This window comes from Vreelandella sulfidaeris Esulfide1 (assembly GCF_054072535.1).
This window is the reverse complement of record NZ_CM133364.1, coordinates 3,631,530-3,648,080: the sequence shown is the minus strand read 5'-3', so window position 1 is coordinate 3,648,080 and position 16,551 is coordinate 3,631,530. Positions and strand designations below refer to the sequence as shown.

Sequence of the window (16,551 nt, the reverse complement as noted above, 5' to 3'; positions counted from 1 at the left end):
CTCATAGATTACGCCAAGTGAGCGTATTTTGAAAATAGCGATCATTTGAGCTTTTTTTAACTCCCGGCGCGCTGGTTCAACTGTTTTGCTCAGGTTTCCTGATGCGCCAGAATAACGGCCAGAAAGCCCTCTCCGTAATCTGCCAGCTTGCGCGCGCCGATGCCGGATATCGCGCCCAGTGCATCCAGGCTCTGGGGGTTCTGCTCGACCAGTTCAGCCAGGGTGGCGTCGTGGAAAATCACATAGGCAGGCACGCCCTGGGCGTCGGCCAGTTCACGGCGGTGCTGGCGTAGAGCTTCCCACAGCGGGCCGTGGCCCTGGGGTGCAGAGGCGCCTTTGTTTCCTCGTCGAGTGGCCTTGGTCTTGAGGGGTTTGCGCAGGGTGAGACTCTGCTCGCCGCGCAGCACCGGCTTGGCATTGGCGGTGAGCTTGATGCCGCCGTGCCCTTCCATATCCACGCTCAAAAAGCCGCTGGCAATCAGTTGGCGAAAGAGCGCTTTCCATTCGCTGGCAGTCAGCTCTTTGCCGATGCCGAAGGTGCTGAGGCGATCATGACCAAAACGGATGATGCGCTCGTTGCTTTTACCCAGCAACACGTCCACCAGATAGGTCACGCCGAAGCGCTGCTCGGTGCGGTAGACGCACGACAGTGCCTTTTGCGCCGCTACGGTGGCCTCCCAGGTCTCGGGTGGGGTCAGGCAGTTATCGCAGTTACCGCAGGGGGCGTCCAGCCGGTCGCCAAAGTAGTGCAAAAGCGCCTGCCGGCGGCAGCTGATGATTTCACACAGCCCCAGCATGGCGTCGAGCTTCTGCTGCTCAATGCGCTTTTGCTGGTCGGCGGCGCTGGAGTCCTGCTGCATCTGACGCAGCGTGATGACATCTTGGAGCCCATAGGCCATCCAGGCATCGGCGGGCAGGCCATCACGCCCGGCGCGCCCCGTCTCCTGGTAATAGGCTTCGATACTTTTAGGCAGATTAAGGTGCGCGACAAAACGCACGTCCGGCTTGTCGATGCCCATGCCGAAAGCGATAGTGGCGACGATCACTACGCCATCTTCACGCAGAAAGCGTGTCTGGTGCTGCTGGCGCTGTTCGGGGGGAAGCCCTGCGTGGTAGGGCAGTGCCGTCAGCCCCTGGCGTTCCAGCCAGGCGGCGGTCTCTTCCACCTTGCGCCGGGAGAGGCAGTAGACGATACCCGCCTCGCCGTCGTGGTTGTCGCGGATAAAGCGCAGCAGCTGTTCCTTGGCGTTACCCTGATTCTCGGCGATATGGTAGCGGATGTTGGGCCGGTCAAAGCCGCTGTTGTAAAGCGCCGCCTCCTGGAGCTGCAAATGCTCAATGATATCGCCCCGGGTGGGCACATCGGCGGTGGCGGTAAGGGCGATGCGCGGCACCTGGGGAAAGCGCTGGTGTAGCTGGGAGAGCTGGCGATACTCCGGGCGAAAATCGTGGCCCCACTGGGAGACGCAGTGGGCTTCATCAATGGCGAACAGCGCAATCCGAGTCTGCTCCAGTAGCATCTGCATACGCGCCGTGGCCAGCCGCTCGGGGGCGACATATAAAAGGTCCAGTTCCCCCGCCCGTAGGCGATTCTCTACCGCGACTGCCTCGTGGTAGTCGAGGCTGGAGTTGAGGTAGTCCGCCCTAACCCCGTTCTGCTTAAGCGCCGCCACCTGGTCCTGCATCAGCGCGATCAGCGGCGAGACCACAATGGCGGTGCCTTCGCGCAGTAGTGCCGGGATCTGATAGCACAGCGACTTGCCACCGCCGGTGGGCATCAGCACCAGCGCATCGCCGCCGGCGATCACATGCTCGATGATGGCCTGCTGCGGGCCGCGAAAGCTGTCGTAGCCAAATACCTCCTGCAACACTTTGAGGGCTGCCGGGTGAGGGTCGCCGTGCATTGATGCTCTCCTTATCGCGTGCTTGAGGGAGAATTGTCGCACGAAAACTCAAAGGATTTTGCCTAGCGAATCCCAGCGCGTAGAAACGACTGAACGAACTGACGTTGGAAGAGCAGGAAAGCCACTAGCAGGGGCGCGATACTGAGCAACGTTGCGGCGCTCACAGTCGCCCAGTTGACGCCGGTTTCCGGCGCGGAAAAGACGCCTAACCCGACCGTGAGCGGGCGGCTCTCTACCGAGTTGGTGACCACTAACGGCCAGATAAAGTTGTTCCAGTGGTGGCTAATCGAGACCAGCCCATAAGCCAGGTAGGTGGGCTTGGCGAGCGGTACGTACACCTTCCAGAGAATTTCCAGCCAGTTGCAGCCTTCGATGCGGGCGGCGTCTTCAAGCTCCCTTGGGATGGTTTTAAAGGTTTGGCGAAGCAGAAAAATACCCAGGGCGCTGGCTACATAGGGTAGGCCAATCCCGGTGATGGTGTTGATCAGCCCGAGCTCACTGGCAATGCGGTAGTTCTCGACAATCAGCACTTCGGGGAACACAAAGAGCTGAATCAGCACCAGCATAAACAGAATGTTCTTGCCGGGAATCGGAAAGCGCGCAAAGGCAAACGCCGCCAGGGTACAGACCACAAACTGACCGATCACCACCCCCGTTACCAGGGCGAAGGTATTCAGGTAGTAGCGGGCAAAGGGCGCTTGCGACCAGGCGTTGGCGAAGTTCTCCAGCGTCAGCGGGGCGAAAAGTTCGAAATTCACCATAAACTCGCTGGGGTGAAAGGCGGCCCAAAAGGCATACAGCAACGGAAAAATCCAGATAATCGCCAGCAGCCACGCGGCCACGGTTTCCAGTGATGGAATGGAGACGAAACGGGAGCGGGGCGCATAGGCAGTGGTCGACTTCATTGATAGTGCGTCCTACGATCTAGAATCGTGAACTTGAGCGTGGCAACGATGGCGAGTACCAGCAGAATAACCACCGTAATAGTCGCGGCTGTGGTGCCATCAAAAAACGAAAACGCGTTCTCGTAGACGTAGTAGAGCAGTAGGTTGGTGGCGTTATTCGGACCACCTTTGGTCAAAATAAACAGGTGATCCACCACCCTTACCGAGTTAATTAGGGCGTTGATGAGCACAAACAGCGTGGTGGGCATCAATAGTGGGAAGGTGACCCGCCAAAAAAAACTCCAGCGGCTGGTACCTTCAAGGTCGGACGCCTCTTTTAGCTCGGGTGGCATACTTTGCAGCGCCGCCAGGTAGAAGATCATAAAAAAGCCGGCTTCTTTCCACACCGACATCACGATCACCGAGCTTAACGCAACGCTTGGATCGCCCAGCCAGTTCACCCCGGAGAGGCCCAACATGCCGAGCAGTTTATTGAATAGGCCAATCTGTGGCGCGTAGAAAAACATCCAAATATTGGCAGCGGCGATCATGGGTAGAATGGTCGGCGTAAAGTAGGCCATGCGCACAACGCCGCGCCCGCGCAGTTTGCCGTTAACGAATAGCGCCATGCATAAGGCCAGCGCGATAGAGGTGGGGATTGTACCGACGGCGTAGATTAAGTTGTTGCGAGCTACTTTCCAAAACGTCGGGTCATCGAACAATACCTGATAGTTTTCAAGCCCTACAAACTCAGCAGGGGCGCCCCGAAAGCCTGGTAAAAACAGGCTATTGATCACCGTCGTGATCGTCGGTAGATAAGCGAAAGTCGTCAGCAGTACCGCCGCCGGTAACAACAGTAGCGCACCGTAAAGCTGCATTTTATGGGAAGCGGTTAAGGACATGATGGAACACCGCAAGTGAAGGAAGCCGGGGCGAGCCCCGGCGAACAGTAAAACCTATAACAATTAACGGGCGTAGCGGCGCAGCACGCTATCGGCCTCTTGCTGCGCCTGATTAAGCGCTTCTTCCGGTGTCATTTGACCGGTCAGCGCCGCTTGTACGGCGTTATCCAGGGCGCGGCGAATGCGGCCACCCTGGTAGGTGGAGAGCTCCGCAGTGCCGTGTTCAAGCTGGTCGCGGGCGACGGCGGCGGGTGGGAACTCTTCAACATAGCTTTGGAGTGCCTCGGTTTCGTAAGCAGCGGGGCTGACGCCCATGTAGCCGGTTTCAATCGACCAGGCGGCGGCACGTTCGGGGGCGGTCATCCAACGGATAAAGGTCATCGCCGCGCGCTGCTCCTCTTCGCTGGCGTCTTCAAAAATATAGAAGTTGCCGCCGCCAGTGGGGCTGCCACGCTGGGTTTTCATGGGCAGCATGGCAACACCGAAGTCGAAATCGGCTTCGCTGCGCACGGCTGTCAGGTTACCGGTGGTGTGCCAAATCATTGCCGTGGACTGTTCCAAGAAGTTCTGGCGCAGCGTGCCCCACTCGATGGTGCCATCGGGCATGGCGTTGTGCTCGTCAGCAAGCGATACCCAGTACTCCAGCGCTTCCACCGCGGCGGGGTCGTCAAAGTAGACCTCGGTGCCATCTTCGCTCATCAAGCGATGACCGTTCTGAAAAGCAAAGGCCTGGAACATCCAGTAGGGGTAGCCGGTAGAAGGCACCATCACGCCCCACTGTTCGCCGTTGGAGGCTTCCCTAACGGTGGCGGCCATCTCGGCCATCTCTTCCCAGTTTTCAGGCGGTGTTTCGGGATCTAGGCCAGCGGCTTCAAAAGCGTCTTTATTCCAGAACAGTACGATGGTGGAGCGCTGGAACGGGATGCTGTAGGTTTTGCCATCCAACTGGCCGTTTTCCATCAGGCCGGGGTAGAAGCTATCCAGCCATTCGCGCTCCTCGTCGGTTTCGATTAGGTCATCGAAAGCCACAATGGCGTTTTGTTCGATCAGCTCATACAGATCGATGGAAAACATGACCGACAGCTGAGGCGTGTCGCCGGCTTCCATGGCCGACATGGCACGTACGCGGGTGTCGTCGTAGTTACCGGCGTAGATCGCTTCGACGTTGATATCCGGGTGTTCGCTTTCAAACTCCGCTACTAAGTTGTCCACCACATCGGTGAGCGCCCCGCCCACCGAGACCGGGTAGTACATGGTCAGATCAACGCTATCAGCGTTAACCTGGGCGGCACTTAATAAGCCCGCTGCCAGGGCCGTCATCGCAAAAGGGATCCGCGCACGCATAAAAGACTCCACAAGTATCAGGACTGAATCAAGGTTGAAAAGCGATCAGTGTTGGAAAGAGCCCACCGCCGGTGGACGAGGAATGCTGCGGATTGGCGGAGCGAAATCGCTTAGTGGCATATCATCGCGCCGTAGGCCGTTAGCATCGAAAAGGTGTATGTTCTTGGACGCCCAATAGAGGCTGCATGGCTGGCCAGTCAATAGCGGTTTGCCGCTTAATCGAACGCGCAGGGTATGCGAGCCCACCTCGACATAGGCAATGGTATCTGCCCCCAAGTACTCTTCACTTATTACCTTGGCGGGTACGCCTGGCGACGCCGCTGGCCGTAGCTCAATATCTTCTGGGCGCACGCCCAAGTGTCCACCGGCGGCCTCCATGAGGGCCACGGGCGTGCTCGGCTCACCTTCGATGACGGCGCCAGTCTCACCGGCCACCAGCGGCAGCAGATTCATCGCTGGGCTTCCAATAAAGCTGGCGGCGAAGGCGCTGGCGGGGCGGTTATAAAGTTCGTCGGGCGTACCGTCCTGCACGATTTTGCCGTGCTGCATCAGTATGACGCGGTCGCCCATGCTCATGGCTTCGACCTGATCGTGGGTGACGTAGATCACCGTCATGTTTAGGCGACTTTGGAGCGCTTTGATTTCCCGGCGCATGTCGCTGCGCAGTCGGGCATCCAGGTTGGAGAGCGGCTCATCCATCAGGCAGATTGGGTGTTCGGAGATAATCGAGCGTGCCAGGGCGACCCGCTGGCGCTGCCCACCGGAAAGCTGGGCAGGTTTACGGCCCAGGTAATCGGTGAGATCAACCAGTTCGGCGACCTTGGCTAGTCGTTCGCCCCGCTCGGCTTTGGGCACTTTGCGGCTGCGCAGGCCAAAGACGATGTTGTCGGCAACGCTTAAATGCGGAAACAGCGCATAGGATTGAAACACCATGCTCAGGCCACGGTCGCCAGGCGGCAGGCGCGTGACGTCGCGCTCGCCGATATGAATACGCCCGCTGCTGGCCTCTTCCAAGCCTGCGATCATGCGCAGCGTGGTTGATTTTCCACAGCCCGAAGGGCCCAGCAGAATGACGAATTGCCCAGGCGTGACATCGAAGGAGATGTCATCGACAGCAGTGGTCGCGTCCCAACGTTTGATGACGCGTTCCAGGCGGATACGCGATTGATTAGACATAGCACACACATCACCGGCTGTTGGTTGTTATTAGGTCAGCTTGTGTTGAAGGTGTTGCCGTTGTATGACACTTATATAACAAACGCGTGTCAAGCGAAAAATTCACTTGGTGACTTTGATGCCGTAGCGCTGCAGCCTGCGCACCACGCTGGATTGGCTAATGCCCAGCCGTTTGGCGATGGCGTAGGTGCTGGGGAGTGTGTGGCATAGCGCTTGCAGCGCTTCACACTCTAAGCGTTCGAGGTACTGTTTGAGATTCTCTTCCGGAGCAAGCGGCGCTACCAGCGGCGCGGGGGAGCCACTCGGCAAGCTGTCGGCGCGCTGTTCGCTATGGGCCTGTGCGGTGGGGGCTTCAATTTGATCGGTGGAACTTGAGAGCCAGGCCCGCTCCAGCCAGTTTTCCAGCTCGCGAACATTCCCCGGCCAGTCGCTGCCCATCAGAGTCGACCATACCTGATTGCCGAGAATTTTCTGCCGCCCATAGCGCTGGTTCAGCCTTTTTAAGCACGCTTCGACCAGATCGGGGATATCCTCGCGGCGGTCGCGCAGTGGCGGCAGGGTGACCGGGATCACGTTGAGGCGGTAGTAAAGGTCCAAGCGGAAAAGTCCCGCTTCTACCTGTTTTCCCAAGTCCTGATTGGTCGCCACCACCAAGCGAAAATCGACCCGGCGCGAGCGTGTATCGCCCAAGCGAGTCAGGCTGCCGTCCTGGATGACTTTGAGTAGTTTGGTTTGCATTAGCAGCGGCAGTTCGCCGATTTCATCGAGGAACAGCGTGCCCCCTTCGGCCTGCTCCAATAACCCGGCTTTACCTTGCCGTGCGGCGCCGCTGAAAGCGCCGGGCTGGTAGCCAAACATTTCGGACTCGAACAGATTTTCAGGAATCGCCGCGCAGTTGACGTCGATGAAAGGGCCGTTATGGCGCTGGCTCCAGCGATGTAGCTGCTTGGCAAAAGCGGTCTTGCCCACGCCGGACTCCCCCAGCATCAGCACATTGGCGTCTGAAGGGGCGACCCGCTTGAGCAGTAGGGCAATTTCCCGCATCACATGGCTTCTGACCTGCAGGTTATCCAGGGCGTCATCCAACGCCTGCTCTTCGGCATCCGGCGCGGCATGGCTGCGCTTTAAGTGTTCGCTAAAGCGTTTTTGGAGCAGCGCGTATTCGTCTTGCAGCAACTGGAGGTCGGTTAAATCTCGCGAGCGACTGATAATGCGTTCCAGCTTGCCATTCACGAACACCGGATAGGCTTCTGCAATGACGCGCCGGCCTGTGCCGGTGATTTGCATCAATTGCGCGGGCCGACGGGTACGCATGACTTCCATGGTAATGGAGGGCTTCAATACCCCAGCCGCCTGTAGCTGTTGAACGCTGCTGGAAAGCAGCTCTTCACGCGATACTCCATAAACCGCTTCGGCACCTGGGCTGACATCCACGATCTGCCCATCGCCACTGACGATAAAGAAGTGGTCGTTGGCGGTTTCTACGATGGTTTGCAGTACGTGCTTGTCTATTTCACTCATTGTGTTTCTCTCACGCCATCCCTCTCAGTGCAGCCAGCCTTGCCCAGGTGATTCATAAATGAATTATTGATTCATTTGTGAATCGTTGGTGGGCTTTATTGATGCATTTTTGCATCGTTTTGCCAGTAATCCTACCTGTTTATCGCTAGCGCAGGGTTGGCACGTTATGTGCAACGTCTTACAAGACAAAAAACCCCAAGAAGACAAAGAACCCAACTAGGCAGCATGGATCAGCCGTGCCTCAACGCCACAATAAATCCAAGGAGATAACGATGTCAGAGTTTAATCAGCCGCTGGGCGGCAACACCATGCCGCGCTTTGCAGGCCCCGCCACCATGATGCGCCTGCCTACTCAAGAGAACGCCCAAGGGCTGGATGCCGCCTTTATTGGTATTCCCATGGATATCGGTACCTCGAACCGCCCCGGCACGCGCCTTGGGCCGCGGCAGATTCGCGATGAGTCGCGCATGCTTCGCCCCTACAACATGGCCACCGGCGCCGCACCGTTTGAAAGCCTGCAAGTAGCTGATATCGGCGACGTACCGATTAATACGTTCCACCTGCCGAAAAGCGTCGACATCATCACGGCCTTTTACGACGACGTGTTAAAGCATGACTGCATTCCGCTGACGCTAGGCGGCGAGCACACGCTGACGCTGCCAATTCTGCGCGCGATGGCCAAAAAGCACGGCCCGGTGGGGTTGATTCATATCGATGCCCACGCCGATGTGAACGAGCATATGTTTGGCGAGCCGATTGCCCATGGGACGCCGTTTCGTCGTGCCCAGGAGGAGGGTCTGCTGGCCCACAACAAGGTTGTGCAAATCGGCCTGCGCGGGACCGGTTACGCCCCTGAGGATTTCGACTGGTGTCGCGAGCAGGGCTTTCGTGTGGTGCAGGCTGAGGAGTGCTGGCATCGCTCGCTGACGCCGCTGATGGCTGAAGTGCGCGAAAAAATGGGCGATATCCCGGTGTATATCAGCTTCGACATTGACGGTTTGGATCCTTCTGTTGCCCCCGGTACCGGCACGGTGGAAATGGGCGGGCTGACTTCGGCCCAGGGGCTAGAAATTGTTCGCGGCGCGGCGGGCCTAAATATTGTCGGCTGCGACCTAGTGGAAGTATCACCACCCTATGACCCCAGCGGGAACACGGCATTAATGGGCGCCACGCTGCTGTATGAAATGCTCTGTGTATTGCCGGGCGTTAAACACAGCGAATGACGCCAACCGGATGGCTAACAAATAAATAGCGACTAAATAATAACAGTACTGACTTAACAACGCCGCCAGCCCACTTCCAATAATCACTTTCAATGGGTGACCCCTATGCCGTATAGCAACGTTAAATCGGAACAGCCGACCTCGTCGGCACCGATTCCCCGCGCGCACTTACTGAAATTTCTGATCCCCTCCCTGATCGGGGTGCTGTTGTTTCTCGTCCCTTTTCAAGTGGGTGACACCATTAACATCGGCATGGGCTTAATGGCCGATGGCCTGCAAACCCTGCTGGGCTCGGCGCTACCCGCCATTGCAATGGTGGTGCTCTGCCTTTCAGTAGTGGCAACGCTTTATGCCAAGCTGGCGCATCCGGGCTGGGCCGTTAAAGGCGTGCTGCATGAAATGTTTCACGTTGGGCCGTTATGGTTTGTGATGCGTGTATTAGGCGCACTGTTTGCTGTGATGACTTATTTCCAATTTGGACCTGAGTTCATCACCGCCTCTTTTACAGGGGGCGTCATGCTCAATGACCTTGCGCCGGTGCTGCTAACCTTCTTCTTCTTTGCCGCGCTGCTACTGCCGTTCCTGGTCGAGTTTGGCTTTATGGAGTTCATCGGCAGTATGGTGCGCAAGCCGTTTCGGGTGATCTTTAATTTGCCGGGACGCAGCGCTATCGATGCCACCGCCTCATGGATGGGCTCGGGTACCGTAGGGGTGCTGATCACCACACAGCAGTATGAGCAAGGCTTCTATAACCAGCGCGAAGCGTCGGTCATTGCTACCAATTTCTCCGTGGTATCGATTGCGTTTGCGCTGCTCGTCACCAGCTTCGTCGATATCAACCACCTGTTTGTGCAGTTCTACTTTACGGTGGTGGTTTCCGGCTTGATCGCGGCGGTGATTGTGCCGCGCCTACCGCCGCTGTCGCGCAAATCCAATGACTACTACGAGCCCGTGGGCTGCCAGTTGAGTGAAGAACGCACTGAAAAAGTGGGCCTGTTTCGTTACAGCTTGATTCAAGCCACCAATCGCGCCGCTGGAGCTCCCGGCCCTCGTGAACTGGCGCGCCTGGCACTGATCAACGTCATGGATATTTTCCTTGCGCTGTTGCCTCTGGTATTTGCCATTGGCACGGTGGCGCTCATTCTGGCGGAGTTCACCCCGCTATTTACATGGCTCTCTTACCCGATGGTACCGGTGCTGGAACTGCTGCGTATTCCAGAGGCAGAGGCGGCAGCGCCCGCCACCCTGGTGGGCTTTGCCGATATGTTTCTGCCCGCGGTGCTGGCGACCAATATCGAAAGCGAGCTCACCCGCTTTGTGATTGCCTGTCTGTCGCTTACTCAGCTGATTTATATGTCTGAAATCGGCGCGCTGCTGCTCAAGTCGAAAATTCCCATCAAGCTCTGGGAACTGGTCGCCATCTTTCTGCTGCGTACTGCGATTACGCTGCCGATCATCGCCTTTATGGCCCACACGTTTTTCTTCTAAGGGGCCATGCATGAAAGAGTCAAAGACAATGACCTGCGCCGAACTGTTGATTCACCTGCTGCGCGATACTTACGGCGTGCGGTCGCTGTTCGGCATTCCCGGCGTGCATACGGTCGAACTTTATCGCGGGCTGGAAGGCAGCGATGTGCAGCATATAACCCCGCGCCATGAACAGGGCGCAGGGTTTATGGCCGACGGCTATGCCCGCGCCAGCGGCCAACCGGGGGTGTGCCTGATTATCACCGGCCCAGGCATGACCAACATTGCCACCGCCATGGGCCAAGCCCTGGCGGACTCCATACCGATGCTGGTGATTTCTAGCGTGAACCGCCGCGATACCTTGGGCTTGGGGCAAGGGCGGCTGCACGAACTGCCCAGCCAACAGCAGATAATCAGCGGCGTGGCGCGTTTTAGCCACACGCTGCTGGATGCCAGCACGCTACCCGAGGTACTGGCCCGCGCCTTTGCCGTTTTCAACGGCGCGCGCCCAGGCCCGGTGCATATTGAAATCCCCATCGATCTGTTCAATGCGCCGGTCAGCGCTCCGGTTAGTTGGCAAGCGCCCACGCTTTACCGCGCGGCGCCCGATCCAGAAGGCTTGGCTGAGGCTGCACGCTTACTAAGAGCAGCGAAGCAGCCCCTGGTGCTATTGGGCGGCGGCTGCGTTTCAGCGCCGGAAGCCGCAAGAGCATTAGTTGAGCAACTGGATGCACCCACGGTGACAACCATCAACGCCAAGGGGCTGCTTGGTCGTGATCACCCGATGGACTTAGGCGCCAATGCTGCGCTGCCTGCAGTAAGAGAGCTTGCCGCCAAGGCGGATGTCATTCTAGCGATAGGGACCGAACTGGGTGAAACCGACTACGACGTCGTTTTTGACGACGGTTTTCACCTCAACGGTACGCTGATTCGGATTGATCTTGATCCTGAACAGTTGGTACGCAATCAGCGCACCACGTTGGGCCTGGTGGGCGATGCCGGGCGCAGCTTGGAGCTTTTGCTGGTGCATTTTTCGGCGCCGCTGAAGCGTCAAGGCGCCGAGCGAACCGCCGCCGCTCTGAGCGCACTGGATCTAGCAAACGATCCGGCGTTTAGCGATTTCGTGCCGCTTTATAAAATCCTGGCCGACTATCTGCCGGAGGCGATTCTGGTAGGCGACTCCACCGCGCCGGTGTATGCCGGTAACCACCTGGTCAGCCAGCCTGTACCACGCCGCTACTTCAATGCCTCTACCGGTTACGGCACTTTGGGTTACGGGTTGCCCGCGGCATTGGGAGCACAGTTGGCGCGGCCTGACCTGCCGGTGGTGGCGCTGGTAGGAGATGGTGGTGTGATGTTCACGCTGTCGGAAATCGCCACCGCCGTGGAAGCCCGGCTGCCAGTGGTGATCGTTTTGTGGCACAACGCCGGTTACGAAGAGATTCGCCGCTACATGGACGCCAACGGCGTAGCGCGCTTAGGGGTAGATATTCAGGCGCCCAACTTCCTCACCCTGGCCGAAGGGTTTGGCTGCCCCGGCATGCTGGTGGAGAGCCCCGCCGAACTTGCCAACGCGCTCGACAACCGCGAGCCCAACGGTCCGCTACTGATCGAAATTGATGCCGCTGCCTGGCAGAAAAACCTGATGTCACCAGGAGATAACAATGAAGAATAACCATGTGCTCGGCCAGGACACACTATCTGCCGACGATGTTGAACATAGCCTTGGTCTACCGGGAACCTTTGCACTCTGGCTTGGCGCCAATGTAGTGGTTACCACCACCTTAACCGGCATGTTTTTAGTTCCGGACCTGACCTTTCAGCATGCGATGCTGCTGATCTTGATTGGATCGGCGATCGGTATCATTCCGCTGGTATTGATCGGGGTGATGGGACAGCAAACCGGCATGACCACCATGGTACTGGCGCGAGGCACTTTCGGCAGAAAAGGGGCTAATTTCCCCGCCTGGGTGAATCTGTTGGCGCTGATTGCCTGGAGCTGGATCCAGGCGCTGCTCGCCGGCATGAGTCTGGACTACGCCGTGGAAAGCCTGACCGGTTACTCCAATGTGGCGCTCTTCACGGTCATCTGTGAATCCCTGGTGGTGCTGATTGCCCTCCGCGGTCACCTGGGGATCGAGAAAGTCGAGAAGATAGCGGCCTTGCTGATGCTGGGGCTTTCGGCGGTGGTGCTGTTCGCGCTCAATCGCCATTACGATCTGCCGAGCATCACCCAGTTGGAGCCCGAAGGCGTGTTGGGCGGCGGCGTGGTGTTCGATATCGTGGTCGCAACGGCGTTTTCCTGGATACCATTGGCGGCGGACTACAATCGTCATTGCCGCTCGCTAAAAGCAGCCGTTGTGGGCACTTGGGGCGGCTACGTGGTGGCAACGCTGGTAGCGATGGGCCTTGGCGCCACGGTGTCAGCGCTGTCAATCAGCGTGGGTATGGAGCCCACCTACGACCCGACGACCCTGCTCAGCGGCTTCGGGTTTGGCCTGCCCGCCGCCCTGGTGATTTTCTTCTCGGTACTGACCACCAACGTGATGTGCGTCTACAGCGCGACGCTTTCATTCATGAGCGTACGTCCCAAAGTACCGTTCTGGAAACCGGCGTTGATCATCGGCGTGGTGTCAGTGGTAGGCGCGCTGATTCCCGGCATTCTTGACCAGTTCCAGACCTTCCTGTTGATTATCGGCAGCGTCTTTATCCCGGCCTTTTCCCTGATGATCGTGGATTACTACCTGCTGGGTCGCCAGCGCTATACCTCGGCACAGCTGATCCAGGCTGAACATAGCCTTCCCGCCTTCAACTGGCTGGCGCTGGGCAGCTACGGGATAGGCGCGTTGCTGGCTTACTACTGGAATTGGGTCGCGCCGTTGGATTTTGGTGCGTCGCTGCCGGTATTCGTAATCACTGGTGCTCTCTATTTCGTGGTCAGTAAGGCAGTGGCCGGGAAGCGGGTGGCTGCATGAGCCTTCGACGTATTAACGAAAAACAATGGTACCGCACCACCCCTAAGGCGGACGGTATCACCCTAGTGGATGAGCCGTGGATCAAACCGTTTTACCGCTGCAATATCTGGCATGTTCAGGGCAGCAAGCGCGGCATGGTAGTGGATTTTGGCTTGGGGGCGGTGCCGCTGCGTGAGCAGGTGGCACTACTGAGCGAACGTAATCTTTTGGCGGTCGCCAGTCATACCCACTTTGATCATATCGGTGCGGCTCATGAGTTTGGCTGCTGTCACGTGCATGCTGCCGAGGCGGACATTCTGACCTCGCCTGACAACACGCGCACATTGGCAGACCAGTTTCTCAGCGATGATATGTTTGAGGCGCTACCCCCAGCACCCTATTCACATGATCGTTACCGTATTCAGGCGCCGCAAATGGTATCTCCGCTAAAGGATGGCGAGATACTGGATTTAGGGAACCGCCAGTGGGAAGTTATTCATACGCCTGGCCACTCCCCAGGTGGTATTGCGCTGTGGGAGACGAAAACCCAAACACTTATCTCCGGTGACCTGATTTACGATGGCCCACTCATTGAAGATCTGTGGCACAGCGACATCGCTGATTATGCCGCCAGTATGCGCCGGCTACGCCAGTTGCCGGTTCGTACCGTCCATGGGGGCCATTTTCCCAGTTTTAGCGGCCAGCATTTACGCCAACTTATTGATGATTGGCTTCGCCAACACGAGCTTTAAGGAGCCTTAATCGTGTCTACGACATCTAAAATAGAACACGCTTCTCTGCTTGATAAACAGTTCATCAACAACCAATGGGTGCCCTCAAACGGCACGCGCCTGCTCGATGTGATGAACCCTTACCGTGAAGAGCGTATTGCCCAAGTAACCGCCGGGGATGCGGCCGACGTCGATGCAGCGGTACAAGCCGCCCAGCAGGCGCAGCCTGAGTGGCAGGCGTTGGGTGGCGCCGCACGTGCAAAGTATTTGGAAGGCTTCGCCGATGCACTGGAAGCCCGCCGTGATTCGATTACCACGCTGTCGGCGACCAACAATGGCAAGCCGTTAGCGGAGGCGGAGATCGATCTAGAGGATGCCATTGCCTGCTACCACTACTACGCCAAACAGGCTAAAGCGCTGGATGCTCGCCAGGGTGAGTTAGTCAGTGTTGAAATGGAGGGTGTTGAAGCTCTCACTTATCACGACCCCGTGGGCGTAGTGGGGCTGATTGCGCCGTGGAATTTCCCCCTCGTCACCAGCGCCTGGAAGCTAGCCCCCGCTTTGGCCGCTGGCTGTACCGCTGTGCTTAAACCCTCCGAAGTGACACCGCTCCCTGAGTTAGTGCTGGCAGACATCGCTCTCGAAATTGGCCTGCCCGCAGGTGTACTCAACTTGCTCAACGGCGACGGTGAGGGGATCGGTGCACCGCTCACCAATCACCCTGGCGTAGATAAAATCTCCTTTACCGGCAGTAATCGCGTGGGCGAAGCGGTCATGCAGGCGGCCAGCGCCCGCACCGCGAGCGTATCGCTGGAGCTAGGTGGCAAATCCCCCATTCTGGTGATGGAAGATGCCGACCCTGCCCAAGCCGCTGACTGGGTAATGGCGGGCATTTACTTTAATGCCGGGCAAATCTGCTCTGCCACCTCGCGCCTATTGGTACACGAAGATGTAGCGGAAGCGCTCTATGCCGAACTTGCCGAGCGTATGGATGCGTTAACGCTAGGCGACCCGCTTGCCGAAGGCACCGACTTAGGCCCGCTGACCAGCGCCAAACAGCGCGACGCCGTGCAACGCTATCTGGATCTTGCCGAGCAGGAAGGGCTGACAGTGGTGCGCGATGCAAAACATCGCACGCTACCCGAAAAAGGCTATTTCCTGGCACCCACGCTTTACCGCGATGTGCCGGTGGAGAGCCGCCTGTGGAAAGAGGAGATTTTTGGCCCGGTGCTCTGCGGCCGCAGCGTGACAAGCGAAGCCGAAGCCATTCAGCTCGCCAACGACAGTAGCTTTGGCCTGGCAGCAACAGTCATTGGCGGAGACCCAGAGCGTGCCAAGCGCATTGGCCGTCAGCTTAAAGCCGGTAGCATCTGGTACAACAGCGAGCAACTGGTACTGCCTGAAACCGCCTGGGGCGGCTTCAAGCGCAGTGGCATTGGGCGTGAATTGGGGCCCTGGGGGCTAAGCGCTTATCTTGAAGTGAAGCATGTGATTGGGCCAGCTTAAGATTCGCGTACTGGCATCGCATAACGCCGGGTCGACTTCCCGGCTTTGACCACCTGCCCCGGCACATCGTGGCCGATCAGGTCGGGGAGGGTGGCGGCGACTTCCAGCAGTGCATCCAGGTCGACGCCGGTATCGACACCCATGGCCTCAAACATATGCACTAGGTCCTCGGTACACACATTGCCCGTTGCCCCTGGGGCGAAAGGACAGCCGCCCAGCCCGCCTAATGAGGCATCAAAGCGTATGATACCCGCCTGCCAAGCGGCTAGCGCGTTGGCTAAGCCCATCCCGCGCGTGTTGTGAAAGTGCAGCGTGAACGGCGTGTCCGGCCAGCGCTCAAGCACTGCTTCGCACAGGCTCTTCACCTGTGCAGGGTTGGCCATGCCGGTGGTATCGCAGAGTGTGACGCCCTGAATGCCAAGGCCAATCAGCTTTTCAACCAGTTCCAGCACCCGCGCTTCAGGGACGTCACCTTCAAAAGGGCAGCCAAAGGCAGTCGAGAGAGAGGCGTTGATAAACACGCCGCTATCTTTACTAACATCCAAAATCACCGCGAACTGCTCAAGGGACTGCTCCGGCGTCATGCGCAGATTGGCCAGGCCGTGGCTATTGCTGGCTGACATCACCAGATTGATCTCGTCCACCTGGCAGGCGAGCGCCCGCTCGGTGCCTTTCACGTTGGGCACCAGTACGGTGATATCGACGCCTTTCCGGCGCTGAATGCCGGTGACTACGTCGGCGGCATCACGCAGGTTGGGGATCGCTTTGGGTGAGGTGAACGAGGTTGCTTCGATGCGGCGCAGGCCGGTGGAGGAGAGCGCATCGATCCAGCGGATCTTTTCTTCCGTTGGTACAAACCGCGCTTCAATCTGCAGGCCGTCCCGGGGAGCGACTTCGTTGATTTCGATTATTGTAGGGCAGGGCGATGGTTGGCTCATT

13 protein-coding genes are annotated in these 16,551 nt (G+C 58.1%); 6 read left to right on the top strand and 7 right to left on the bottom strand.

Features of this window, described 5'->3' with window-relative positions; all coding sequences use genetic code 11:
- Positions 1-89 precede the first annotated feature (89 nt).
- The 6 genes from recQ to ACW44H_RS16940 all read right to left on the bottom strand — a co-directional run bounded on the left by recQ (position 90) and on the right by ACW44H_RS16940 (position 7,731).
- Positions 90-1,904, bottom strand: a complete 1,815-nt coding sequence (gene recQ, locus ACW44H_RS16965; protein ID WP_457505711.1) for a DNA helicase RecQ — start codon at positions 1,902-1,904, stop codon at positions 90-92.
- Positions 1,905-1,966: 62 nt separating this feature from the next.
- Positions 1,967-2,809, bottom strand: coding sequence for a carbohydrate ABC transporter permease (locus tag ACW44H_RS16960; RefSeq protein ID WP_457505710.1), 843 nt, complete (start codon positions 2,807-2,809; stop codon positions 1,967-1,969).
- On the bottom strand, positions 2,806-3,690 hold the full coding sequence (locus tag ACW44H_RS16955; protein ID WP_457505709.1) for a carbohydrate ABC transporter permease: 885 nt from the start codon (positions 3,688-3,690) through the stop codon (positions 2,806-2,808). Before ACW44H_RS16955 ends, ACW44H_RS16960 begins: the two co-directional genes overlap by 4 nt.
- Positions 3,691-3,753: 63 nt before the next feature.
- Positions 3,754-5,034, bottom strand: coding sequence for an ABC transporter substrate-binding protein (locus tag ACW44H_RS16950; RefSeq protein WP_457505708.1), 1,281 nt, complete (start codon positions 5,032-5,034; stop codon positions 3,754-3,756).
- Between the two features lie 45 nt (positions 5,035-5,079).
- Positions 5,080-6,210, bottom strand: coding sequence for an ABC transporter ATP-binding protein (locus ACW44H_RS16945; protein WP_457505707.1), 1,131 nt, complete (start codon positions 6,208-6,210; stop codon positions 5,080-5,082).
- A gap of 102 nt (positions 6,211-6,312) precedes the next feature.
- Entirely contained in the window at positions 6,313-7,731 is a 1,419-nt protein-coding gene (locus ACW44H_RS16940) for a sigma-54 interaction domain-containing protein (RefSeq protein ID WP_457505706.1), read from the bottom strand.
- 272 nt (positions 7,732-8,003) lie between these two features.
- Between ACW44H_RS16940 and speB the strand changes: the two genes are divergently transcribed.
- From speB to ACW44H_RS16910, 6 genes are all read left to right on the top strand, one after another.
- Positions 8,004-8,954 (top strand): agmatinase, encoded by a 951-nt coding sequence (gene speB, locus ACW44H_RS16935; RefSeq protein WP_457505705.1) that lies wholly within the window; start codon positions 8,004-8,006, stop codon positions 8,952-8,954.
- Positions 8,955-9,059: 105 nt separating this feature from the next.
- Positions 9,060-10,442, top strand: coding sequence for a YjiH family protein (locus ACW44H_RS16930; protein WP_457505704.1), 1,383 nt, complete (start codon positions 9,060-9,062; stop codon positions 10,440-10,442).
- Positions 10,443-10,452: 10 nt separating this feature from the next.
- Complete coding sequence (locus ACW44H_RS16925; protein ID WP_457505703.1) at positions 10,453-12,096, top strand: 5-guanidino-2-oxopentanoate decarboxylase; 1,644 nt, start codon at positions 10,453-10,455, stop codon at positions 12,094-12,096.
- Positions 12,086-13,396: a purine-cytosine permease family protein gene (locus ACW44H_RS16920; protein WP_457505702.1), complete on the top strand. Its 1,311-nt coding sequence runs from the start codon at positions 12,086-12,088 to the stop codon at positions 13,394-13,396. The genes ACW44H_RS16925 and ACW44H_RS16920 overlap by 11 nt, the downstream gene beginning before the upstream one ends.
- Positions 13,393-14,127, top strand: coding sequence for an MBL fold metallo-hydrolase (locus ACW44H_RS16915; protein WP_457505701.1), 735 nt, complete (start codon positions 13,393-13,395; stop codon positions 14,125-14,127). Before ACW44H_RS16920 ends, ACW44H_RS16915 begins: the two co-directional genes overlap by 4 nt.
- 12 nt (positions 14,128-14,139) lie before the next feature.
- Positions 14,140-15,612 carry an aldehyde dehydrogenase family protein gene (locus ACW44H_RS16910; RefSeq protein WP_457505700.1) on the top strand — a complete coding sequence of 491 codons (1,473 nt, stop codon included), beginning with the start codon at positions 14,140-14,142 and terminating at the stop codon, positions 15,610-15,612.
- Here the strand turns inward: ACW44H_RS16910 and ACW44H_RS16905 are convergent.
- Positions 15,609-16,550 carry a hydroxymethylglutaryl-CoA lyase gene (locus ACW44H_RS16905; RefSeq protein WP_457509071.1) on the bottom strand — a complete coding sequence of 314 codons (942 nt, stop codon included), beginning with the start codon at positions 16,548-16,550 and terminating at the stop codon, positions 15,609-15,611. The genes ACW44H_RS16910 and ACW44H_RS16905 overlap by 4 nt on opposite strands.
- Between the last annotated feature and the right edge of the window lies 1 nt (position 16,551).